Source organism: Aeromicrobium sp. (assembly GCF_036676885.1).
Taxonomy (GTDB): domain Bacteria; phylum Actinomycetota; class Actinomycetes; order Propionibacteriales; family Nocardioidaceae; genus Aeromicrobium.
Window position 1 is genome coordinate 1 of record NZ_JAKFCB010000281.1, and the last position, 9,967, is coordinate 9,967.

Genomic DNA, 9,967 nt, shown 5'->3' on the forward strand with positions numbered 1-9,967 from the left:
CGTGATCGTGTCGCGGTCCTTCTGCGCCAGGCAGCCGCCGACGGCGATCTGCATGCCGGGGTTCTTCTCCTTGACCGACGCGATGTGGCCGAGGTTGCCGTAGAGCTTGTTGTCGGCGTTCTCCCGCACGGCACACGTGTTGAACACGACCAGGTCGGGCGTGCCCTCCTCAGCCTTGGCGTAGCCCGCGGTCTCCAGCAGGCCCGACAGCCGCTCGCTGTCGTGCACGTTCATCTGGCAGCCGTAGGTGCGCACTTCGTAGGTCTTCGTCATGACTGGTCAATGGTACGTGGGGCGAGCCGCACCCGTGGTCCCCAGACTCAGGCAGACGTACGAGGGCGTCCGCGGGTCGGATACGGTCCTCCGCCCAGCATGGGCTCTGCGACGGCGAACAGCTGAAACTCCCCCAGCGCCTTCTTGTTCATGAGCGGGGGCACCTCCCCCTGGGTCAGCCCTCTGCTTGCGACGAGGTGGTTGACGACCAGATCCCGTTCCTGCCTGAGGCGCGTGCGGGTCTTGGGGTCGATCGCCTCCAACGCGCTCGTGATGCGGGCCAGGGCCGCGGCGTACGCGGGACCGAGCTCACCCATGTACGCATCGACCTTCGGCTGCACACCGGCGAGGTCGCCCTTCAACTCACGACGAGCCCGGCGATGGCGGATGAGCGCCAACACGCCGAAGGCGACGATCACCGCCGTGCTCACGTAGATGACCACGAGCGGGTTGTCGAGATCCTCCCTGATCGCCTTGGCGGCCCTGGCCTGCGTCACGAGAGCGGCCATGATGCTGAGGACAGCCGAGCTGACCGCCCAGAGGGGCGTGACACCCACCCAGACCCGGTCGCGCAGCGTGGACAGCAGCTTGATGATGCAGCCCACCGCAGCGATGGCGAGGAAAGCGGCATTCACGCGGACGACCGAGTCGTGGTCGAAAGGCCCCCGCACGGCCGCGCCGAACGCGGTTGTCGTCAGCAACAGGATGAGGAAGCCGACCGTCGCCAGCGCGACGTTGTTCGACCGCAGGTTCTGATGATGCCGGGCCTGCACCGGACGCATCAGCCGACGCCCGTCATGCCGACGCTCGATCTCCTGTGCCTCGGGCTTGAACTCAGCCACCGCCTGCTCGATCGCCCGCTGCGCGTCCGGGTAGGGCCGGAAGAGCTCGGCCTCCAGCTTCGCCAGGCCGTCTACCGTCATGTCAGCAGGCCCCAACCCCTTGGACCACTCGAGCAACGACACCATGCCCCGGTTGCGGCGTCAGGCCGTCTCGGGCAGCTCTTCGGCCAGCTGCGTTTCAGCGACTTCCTGCGACGGCAGCGCTCGGGTCTCGACGAGCTTGTGGCACAGCACCTTGAGCTTCACGTTGTGGTGTTGTGAGTAGCGGCGAAGTGTCGCGAACGCGCGATCGGGATCGATGTCGAAGCGCTCCATGAGCAAGCCCTGCGCCTGGCCGATGACCGTACGGGTCTCGAGCGCCTCGCGCAGGCCCTCCTCGCTTCGGGCATACCCCAGGGCGAGCGCACCCTGACGAGCGAACAGCGCGGCGAGCGCGATGTCCTCGGGACTGAAGTTCGCCTCCGACGTGCCATACAGATTGAGCGCACCGATGCGGCGTCCCCGCGCATGCAGCTCGGCCGACAGGACGCTGTTGAACCCCAGGGCACTGGCCTTCGGCCCCCAGTTCGGCCAACGCTCGTCGGTCGCGAGATAGGACGACACGACGATCTTGGCGTCGGCGGCGGCGTCGACACATGGCCCTTGCCGCAGCTCGTACTGGATCCGGTCGGCCTCGATCACGGACTGATGCGTCGCTCCGACGGTCGAGAAGGAGCGGCCGCCGGACTTGATGAGCGTGATGCCCCCGTACGTGGTGTCGATCGCCTCAACCGCGAAGCTCACGATCTGGTCGATCGTCTCGGTGACGCCTTCGATGTCGGCGAGCGACTCGGCGAGGCTCGCGAACACGCTCGGATCGTCGAACGCCATGCTCGTGCACCTCCGCCCGCGCGCCGCGGCAGCGGCACACCCTTGAAGCATAGGCCCGCTCCGGGTACCTCGACGGCGCGAACGGGTGTCTCGCTCCTCCGCTAGGCGACGATCCGCCGCAGCAGACCCTTGTTGACCTCGGAGGCGCGCTCCTGCTCGCCGGCGAACGCACTGATGACGACCAGGGCCCCGGTCACGGCCGGCACGGCCCACTGAAGAATCCGGAGCTGTCGCTGGGCTGCAGCGACATCGGGAGGTGTCGCGGCCGCGGGCTCGGTGCCGGACTCGACGGGTACGCGGGTGTGCTCGGAAACCTTGCGGCCGAGCAGTCGGCTGTATGCGGTAACGCCCAGCGCTGCCGCGGTCAGCCCGGTCTTGAGCAGGGCCATCGAGGCGACGCCCTTCTGCGCCTGGATGCGCCCCAGGTTGCCCTGGATCTGGCCGATGCTGCCGGCGACGTGAGATCCGATGGCCGCAGCATTGACCGGCGTCCAGCGATCCCAGCCGACATTCGCGACGGCCCCAGTGTCGGTCGGGCCATCCGCGGCCGCGGCGGCCGGGTTCAGCGCGATCGCGTTGGCCAGCGTGCCGCCGAACCAGGCGGCGAGGCCGAGGTCGTGCAATGAGCGGGAAACGGTGTTGCGAGCCATCGAGAACTCCTCAGTAGTCGGGAGCCGACTCACTACCCGCTGGGAACCTGCAGCAAACACCGTCCGGCTTGAGCACGTCGGTCAGCACGGACCCGACGTGCTGGTCAGCCAGTGCCTCGACGCCCTCGACGCCCTCGACGAGATGGTCAAGGAGGGCTGAAGATCCCGATCGGGTTCAGCTGCTGGCTCGGTGGCAGCGCAACCTCGGTCGTACTGCCGAAGGCGGACTGAACTTTTCCGGTTTGCCGCTGCGAACCAGGTAAGCGGTCTTCCTCGTATGGCGGAAGATTCGACGCCGAGATGTGACCTGCGCGGCTCCAAACGAGTTCGATTCGTAACGCAACTGGTTCCCACGAACTGGTTCTTTGGGGCTAGGTTGATCCGCATGGTTGATCAAACACCCATGGTTTCGATGCATGGCGTTCAGAAATGGTTCGGCGATCTCCACGTCCTTCAGGACATCGAGCTCGACGTCGCCCCCGGTGAGGTCGTCGTCGTGATCGGCCCCTCAGGCTCGGGCAAGTCCACGCTCTGCCGGGCCATCAACCGGCTCGAGACGATCGAAGAGGGCGAGATCAAGGTCGACGGCAAGACGCTGCCCGAAGAGGGCAAGGAACTGGCCGGGCTGCGCGCCGACGTGGGCATGGTGTTCCAGTCGTTCAACCTGTTCGCCCACAAGACGATCCTCGAGAACGTCACCCTCGGCCCCCTCAAGGTCCGCAAGGCCAAGAAGGCCGTGGCCGACAAGCGTGCTCACGAGCTCCTCGAACGCGTCGGCATCGCCACCCAGGCCGCCAAGTACCCGGCCCAGCTCTCCGGTGGTCAGCAGCAGCGGGTGGCGATCGCCCGAGCACTCGCCATGGACCCCAAGGTCATGTTGTTCGACGAGCCCACATCCGCGCTCGACCCCGAGATGATCAAAGAAGTTCTCGACGTGATGATCGACCTCGCCAAGGGCGGCATGACGATGATCGTCGTGACCCACGAGATGGGTTTCGCCCGTACGGCCGCCGATCGCGTGCTGTTCATGTCTGACGGGCGCATCGTTGAGGAGAACACTCCGGACGAGTTCTTCACCAACCCGCAATCGGATCGAGCCAAGGACTTCCTCGGCAAGATCCTTAAACACTGATGAAGGGTAAAACTATGAAGCGCACACGCTTTGCCGTCATTTTGGCGGCCGCGGCCTTGATCCTCGGAGCCTGCGGAGACGCCGGCGAGGACGACAAGGATCCCGTAGACACCGAAGTCGACTCCAATGCCGCAGCCCAGTTCGAAGACGGCACACGCATGAAGGAGATCGCCGAATCGGGCAAGGTCAAGATCGGCGTCAAGTACGACCAGCCGGGTCTTGGCTTCAAGGCCGCTGGCGACGACGCGCCGACCGGTTTCGACGTCGAGATGGCCAAGATCGTCGCAGCCAAGCTCGGCATCAAGGCGGGCGACATTCAATGGGTCGAGACCATCTCGGACAACCGTGAGCCGTTCCTGGAGAAGGGCACCGTCGACTTCGTCTTCGCGTCCTACTCGATCACCGACGACCGTCGCAAAGTCGTCGGTCAGGCCGGACCCTACTTCCTGACTGGTCAGCAGCTCCTCGTCAAGAAGGGCAGCGGCATCAAGAGCGTCGAGGACATCAAGGGCAAGGACGTCTGCTCCGTCACTGGTTCGACCTCACTCGCCAATGCTGAGGCAAAGGGTGCCAAGGTTCGTGGCTTCGAGACGTACTCCCAGTGCCGTGACCAGGTGCTCGACGGCGCCATCGACTCGATGACGACTGACGGCTCGATCCTCCTGGGCTACGCAGCACTCAACCCCGATGAGCTCGAGGTTGTCGGTGAGCCCTTCTCCGAGGAGCGCATCGGTATGGGCTACGCCAAGGACAAGCCCGAGCTGTGCCAGTTCCTGACCGACACCGTCCAGGAAGCAATGGACAGCGGCGACTGGGCCAAGGCCTTCGAGGCCACGCTCGGCAAGTCCGGCGCTGAAACACCCGAACCGCCGGCGATGGATCCCTGCGCCTGACCTGAATCGTGCCGGGGTCGCCTCACCGCGACCCCGGCCCGTTTCGGCCGCCCGAGCCAACCCAGAAAGGATCGTGACTGCGCGTGCAGGTCTTGATCGACAACTTCGACCGGCTTCTCGAAGCATTCCTGACGACGTTTCGGTTGTTCCTCGTCGCCGGTGGGCTGTCGCTCGTGTTCGGAACGATCCTTGCCGGCATGCGAGTCGGCCCGATCGACGTGCTCAGCAAGGCAGCCGCCTTCTACGTCACGGTCTTCCGCAACACACCGCTTCTGGTGCTTCTGCTCCTCGTGGTGTTCGGCTTCCCCAAGCTCGACATCAACCTGGGCTACTTCTGGATGAACATTCTGGCGCTCACGATGTACACCTCGACCTTCGTGTGCGAGGCATTGCGATCGGGCGTCAACTCGATCCCCCTCGGTCAGGCAGAGGCAGCGCGATCGGTCGGCCTCGGATTCACGCAGACGATGCAGAACGTTGTTCTCCCCCAAGCGTTCCGAGCCGTGGTTCCACCGCTCGCAAGCGTCCTCATTGCCCTGACCAAGAACACGTCCTTGTGCTCGGTCTTCGGCATGGCCGAGGCCACCGCGCTGATGAAAGGCCTCCTGAATGACAACACCTCGCAGCTGTGGTGGATCTTCGGCGGCATAGCGCTCGGCTACATCGTCATCGTCGAGCTCATCTCGACCGTTGCTGGACTCCTCGAACGCCACTGGAGGATTGCCTGATGGCCGCATCCGTACTCTTCGACGCGCCCGGCCCCAAGACCAAGGCGCGTCACCGCGTCTACACCGTGATCTCCTCGATCATCCTGCTCGCGATCCTGGCCGGCATCATCTGGCAGCTCGAGCGCAAGGGCCAGTTCGCGTATGCCCTGTGGGAGCCCTTCGTCACGCCCGACATCATGCAGCTGATCCTCGAGGCCCTCGGCAAGACCCTGCAGTCAGCGGTCCTCGCGATCATCGGAGCGCTCGTGTTCGGCGTCATCTTCGGCGCTGGCAAGTTGTCCGATCATCGGCTCCTTCGGTGGCCGTCGTGGGTCGTCGTCGAATTCTTCCGAGCCGTCCCGCTCCTGATGCTCATCGTCGCGACCTGGTTCTACATCGGCCCGGAGCAGGGCGCCAAGGGGTTCACCGCCCTGGTCGTCGGACTCATCCTCTACAACGGCGCCGTCTTCGCTGAGATCTTCCGCGCAGGCATCAATGCCGTTCCGAAGGGCCAGTCCGAAGCTGCCTATGCGATCGGCATGCGCAAGTCCATGGTCATGCGGATCATCCTGATCCCCCAAGCGGTCAAGATCATGTTGCCCGCACTGATCAGCCAGGCAATCGTTGCGCTCAAGGACACGAGTCTCGGCTACGCCGTCCTGGCCACGGGTCTGACCTATACCGCCAAGGAAATCTTCCGGACGTTCAACAACACGATCCAGACTGCCTTCGTCATTGCGGTCATCTACATCGTCTTGAACCTGATCCTGTCCATGATCGCGACCTGGGCCCAGAAGCGGTTCGTCGGCGAGCAGAAGATCGACCTGCCGCTGGTCGGCGGGCTCGTCCAGAGTCAGCCGATGGGCACCGGGACGACCGGGGCTCCCTAGGTCCTCTTCGACTTCGGGGTCACCCAGAGGTGGATCGTGCCCTCGACCGTCACGGTGCCGTCGGACGTGACGGCCTTGACCCTGATCGGCACGTCCGGGCCATTGGCCCAGTCGGCCTCGGTGCTCTCGGCCGTACAGGTCAGCGCGGTCGTCGACTTGGCGAGGTAGCTGACCTCCATGCCCTTGGGCAGCCACCGCATGTCCGGCGGGCAGGTCGCCTCCGCCAGCAGACCCATCGCCGCCTCGAGCCCGTTGCACGCCGCGATCGCGTGGATCGTGCCGATGTGGTTCTTGACCGAGCGGCGCTTGGGAATCCTGATCTGCCCGAGGTGCGGCTGCATCTCTTGCACCTCGAGATGGATCGAGGAGAAGTACGGCGCCTTCTGGCCGTACGCGATCGAGAACAGTCGCTTGCCCTGGGGCAGCGCGGTGAGCTTCTTGTACAGGGCGAGAGTCGAGGCCATGCCCGAACGTTACCCGTAAGTAACCACGGATGGGCGCGTCTGAGTCTCAGATCACCGCGGCGCGTACGCAGAGCACGTCGGGCAGGTTGCTGCGAATCTCGGCCCACGTGCCGCCCTCGTCGTTGCTGGCCCAGATCGCACCGTGGCGCGTGCCGAGGTAGAGGCCGAGCGGATCGGCCTGGTCCGACACGAACGCATCGCGCAGGACCGCCGTGTAGGCCTCGGCCGGCAGCCCGGGACCCGTCTCCTCCCAGGTCGCCCCGGCGTCGTCCGACCGCCACACCGCGGGCTTGCCGGACGGCGGGAAACGTTCGATGTCGGCGACGAGTGGGAAGACATAGACCGTGCCGGGGCGATGCGGGTGGGCGACGATCGGGAAGCCGAAGTCGGCCGGGAGTCCGTCGGCGATCGACTGCCAGGAGCGCCCCGCGTCATCCGAGCGGAAGACGCCACCGTGGTTCTGCGCGTACATCCGGTCGGGGTCACCGGCATCGATCGCGACCTTGTGGACGCACTGCCCGTACTCCGGCGTCTCGCCCGGGATGAACTCGGCGCCGATGCCACGGTTGTACGGATTCCAGGCCGCTCCCCCGTCCTCGGTGCGATAGACGCCGCCGGTCGACATCGCGATCGTCACGACGTCGGGATCGGTGGGATGCGGCAGCACCGTGTGGATCGCCTGTCCGCCGCCGCCTGGCCGCCAGTTGGGTCGGTGCGGGTGGTCCCACAGGCTGCGGATCAGCTCGAACGTCTCGCCGCGATCGGTCGAGCGGAACAGCGCGGAAGGCTCGGTGCCGGCATAGATGACGCCGTCCTGCCCCTCAGGTGCCGGCCGCAGTTGCCACACCCGCTCGAGCGCCGCGCCGGTGTCCTCGGGGAAGCGGACGGCTCCGCCCTTGGTCTCGTCCCACGTACGCCCGAGGTCGTCGGAGCGGAACACCTGCGGGCCCCAGTGCGGGCTGGTCGCGCCGGCCAGCAGACGCGGGGTCGCGCCGCGGGTGTCGATCGCGGCGGAGTAGATCTCCTCCATCGGGAACAGCGGTTTGTCCCACGACCACGACGATCGATCGGCGTCGGACCGGCCGATGAAGAGCCCCTTGCGAGTTCCTGCCAGTAGCACCGTGTCGGACATCTCGCGTCGCCTCCATGCTTATTCCTAATTGGAACAGTACGCTAGGTCCGTGACCAGTAGCCTGTCAACGACGTCGTATGCCCTGCTGGGACTCCTGGTGTTCGACAGTGAGACGTCGGAGCACGGCCTCACCGGCTATGAGATCAAGCAGCGCGCGGATCGTACGCTGCGCTTCTACTGGGTCTCCCCCGCCATGAGCCAGATCTACACCGAGGTCGACCGGCTCCGCCGCAATGGATTCGTCGAGGCCGATGACGACACGCGCGGCAAGCGCTCGACCCGGCGATTTCGCATCACCCCCAAGGGTCGCGAGGCGCTGACGACCTGGCTGCACACGTCGCAGCACGAGTTCCCGATCCTCAAGCACCCCATAGCGCTGCGCCTCATGATGGGCAGCTTCATGGGCCCTGGCGAGGTCGAGGCGATGCTCGACGGCTACGTCCAGGCAGTCGCGGCGCGGCGCAAGGAGCTCGAAGGCGTACGCGAGCTGCTCGGCGACAAGGAGGCGGTCGCCTATCCGGCCCGGGTCGCCGACTGGGGCCTGGCCTACTACGACGCCGAGGTCGAGATCGTCGAGAAGCTGCGCCGTACGCTCTAGGTCACTCGAACAGCGTCCGGGGTGCCGTGCAGACGATCTCGGGATAGGGCACCGACTCCGGCTGGATCCACAGACCCGGGGTGAAGCCGCACTTCTCGAGCACCCGGATCGACCTCTTGTTGCGGACGTCCGGGCTCGCGACGAATCGCGGCGCGTCGGGAAAGTCCCGGCACAGCACGTCGCGGCAATAGGCCGTGATCATCCGCGTGCCGATGCCACGATCGACCAGATCGGGCTCGCCGATCAGGTAGTCGAACGCGATCGCCTCGGGATCCTGCACACGCACGGCGTAGTCGTCGTAAGCGATGACCGGGTAGTCCTGGACGTACCCGATCTCCCTCCCGTCCAGGAGCACGACCCACATGCGGGTGGCGCTGGTCCCGGCGAGCTGCTTCGCGTAGATCCTGCGGGCTCCCTCGACGGATCGCGGCTCGTCCCAGAACCATGGCTGCGCGTGCTCGGCGGCCATCCAGCGCACGAGACTGTCGAGATCTGCGTCGACCAGGCGACGGAACTCGAACCCATCCACGCCACCGAGACTAGCGAAGCGGCCGCCTAGGCTGGTGACGATGTCGATCGTCCTACGGATCTCGATCCTCGCCGGCCTCGTGCTCGCGGGATGCACCGACACGGACCGGCGCGCACAGCCGCCAAGCTCACCACCGACGCCGCCGACGTACGACATGCCCATTGCCCTGGTGACCCACCTGTCGCGCGGCGCCGTGGACCTCACCGAACGCCAGGCACGCGATGTCCTCGCCGGACAGCTGCGTGACTGGTCAGCGCTCGGCCAGGAGACTGCGCCGCTCCGCATCGTCACCGCGGGCGTTGCGGAGGCGGCCGAGCAGATTCCCTCAGCGACCGACCCGGCCGCCGCGGTCGCCACCGTCGAGAGGAGCCGCGGGACGCTTGCGGTCGTGCCTGCGACCGCGGTGACCCCTCGCGTACGGGCCGTGACGGTCGGCCGCGTCTCCCCCGTCAGGCGCCCCGGTGCCTATCCCCTGACGACGCAGTCACGCACACCCCCGGGCGCCGTCCTCACGACATCGATCGTCGGAGACATCATGCTCGGACGCCGGGTCGGGGAGTCCCTGGCGCGTGCCGATGACCCTGCTGCGGCGCTCCGCCCCATGGCGCGCCGTCTTGCGGCGGCTGACGTCACCGTGGGCAACCTCGAGTCCACCCTGTCGAAGTCGGGCGCACCGCAGCAGGGCGGCGACTCGTTCGGGGCCGATCCCGACGTCCTCGCGGGTCTCGAGCTGGCCGGATTCGACGTTCTCTCGGTGGCGAACAACCACCTCGGCGACTACGGGGAGCGGGCGATCGGCGAGACGATCGCTGAGCTCCGCGCCGGCGGCTTCACTCCCGTCGGCGGCGGTACCGACCTTGCGCAGGCACGGCGGGCCGCCATCGTCGAGCGCAAGGGCGTCCGGATCGGCTTCATCGCCACCGATTCGATCGGGGAGACGCCCGCCGCCACCGCCGATCGTCCGGGCACGAACCGGATCAACGCGCC

General features: G+C 66.4%; 12 protein-coding genes and 1 pseudogene. 6 read left to right on the plus strand and 7 right to left on the minus strand.

The features are described 5' to 3' along the window. The 4 genes and pseudogenes from V6M46_RS12695 to V6M46_RS12710 all read right to left on the minus strand — a co-directional run. Positions 1 to 273, minus strand: a pseudogene (locus tag V6M46_RS12695) (tRNA (N6-isopentenyl adenosine(37)-C2)-methylthiotransferase MiaB); the annotation flags it as partial. Between the two features lie 47 nt (positions 274 to 320). Further along, the gene (locus tag V6M46_RS12700) at positions 321 to 1,196 is read right to left on the minus strand and encodes a hypothetical protein (RefSeq protein ID WP_332665625.1); all 876 of its coding nucleotides are present in this window, start codon (positions 1,194 to 1,196) and stop codon (positions 321 to 323) included. 60 nt (positions 1,197 to 1,256) lie between these two features. Further along, positions 1,257 to 1,985 (minus strand): GAF and ANTAR domain-containing protein, encoded by a 729-nt coding sequence (locus V6M46_RS12705; protein WP_332665627.1) that lies wholly within the window; start codon positions 1,983 to 1,985, stop codon positions 1,257 to 1,259. A gap of 101 nt (positions 1,986 to 2,086) precedes the next feature. Beyond that, positions 2,087 to 2,635: a hypothetical protein gene (locus V6M46_RS12710; RefSeq protein WP_332665630.1), complete on the minus strand. Its 549-nt coding sequence runs from the start codon at positions 2,633 to 2,635 to the stop codon at positions 2,087 to 2,089. 403 nt (positions 2,636 to 3,038) lie between these two features. On the opposite strand from V6M46_RS12710, the gene V6M46_RS12715 reads away from it, so the two are divergent. From V6M46_RS12715 to V6M46_RS12730, 4 genes are all read left to right on the plus strand, one after another. After that, on the plus strand, positions 3,039 to 3,767 hold the full coding sequence (locus V6M46_RS12715) for an amino acid ABC transporter ATP-binding protein (RefSeq protein ID WP_332665655.1): 729 nt from the start codon (positions 3,039 to 3,041) through the stop codon (positions 3,765 to 3,767). Between the two features lie 14 nt (positions 3,768 to 3,781). After that, on the plus strand, positions 3,782 to 4,660 hold the full coding sequence (locus V6M46_RS12720) for a glutamate ABC transporter substrate-binding protein (protein WP_332665633.1): 879 nt from the start codon (positions 3,782 to 3,784) through the stop codon (positions 4,658 to 4,660). Between the two features lie 83 nt (positions 4,661 to 4,743). Then, complete coding sequence (locus V6M46_RS12725) at positions 4,744 to 5,388, plus strand: amino acid ABC transporter permease (protein ID WP_332665635.1); 645 nt, start codon at positions 4,744 to 4,746, stop codon at positions 5,386 to 5,388. Continuing rightward, complete coding sequence (locus tag V6M46_RS12730) at positions 5,388 to 6,257, plus strand: amino acid ABC transporter permease (protein WP_332665638.1); 870 nt, start codon at positions 5,388 to 5,390, stop codon at positions 6,255 to 6,257. Before V6M46_RS12725 ends, V6M46_RS12730 begins: the two co-directional genes overlap by 1 nt. Here V6M46_RS12730 and V6M46_RS12735 read toward each other — a convergent pair. Both V6M46_RS12735 and V6M46_RS12740 read right to left on the minus strand, forming a co-directional pair. Next, entirely contained in the window at positions 6,254 to 6,721 is a 468-nt protein-coding gene (locus V6M46_RS12735) for a hotdog fold domain-containing protein (RefSeq protein WP_332665641.1), read from the minus strand. The two genes, V6M46_RS12730 and V6M46_RS12735, sit on opposite strands and share 4 nt — an antisense overlap. Positions 6,722 to 6,767: 46 nt before the next feature. Further along, the gene (locus tag V6M46_RS12740; RefSeq protein WP_332665643.1) at positions 6,768 to 7,853 is read right to left on the minus strand and encodes a WD40/YVTN/BNR-like repeat-containing protein; all 1,086 of its coding nucleotides are present in this window, start codon (positions 7,851 to 7,853) and stop codon (positions 6,768 to 6,770) included. Between the two features lie 49 nt (positions 7,854 to 7,902). Here V6M46_RS12740 and V6M46_RS12745 point away from each other — a divergent pair, with 49 nt between their 5' ends. Then, complete coding sequence (locus tag V6M46_RS12745; RefSeq protein ID WP_332665646.1) at positions 7,903 to 8,451, plus strand: PadR family transcriptional regulator; 549 nt, start codon at positions 7,903 to 7,905, stop codon at positions 8,449 to 8,451. A gap of 1 nt (position 8,452) precedes the next feature. Here the strand turns inward: V6M46_RS12745 and V6M46_RS12750 are convergent, their stop codons facing one another. After that, on the minus strand, positions 8,453 to 8,980 hold the full coding sequence (locus V6M46_RS12750) for a GNAT family N-acetyltransferase (RefSeq protein WP_332665649.1): 528 nt from the start codon (positions 8,978 to 8,980) through the stop codon (positions 8,453 to 8,455). A 40-nt stretch (positions 8,981 to 9,020) separates the two neighbouring features. Here V6M46_RS12750 and V6M46_RS12755 point away from each other — a divergent pair. Beyond that, positions 9,021 to 9,967: CapA family protein (locus V6M46_RS12755; protein WP_332665652.1), on the plus strand; the 947-nt coding region annotated here is incomplete at its 3' end.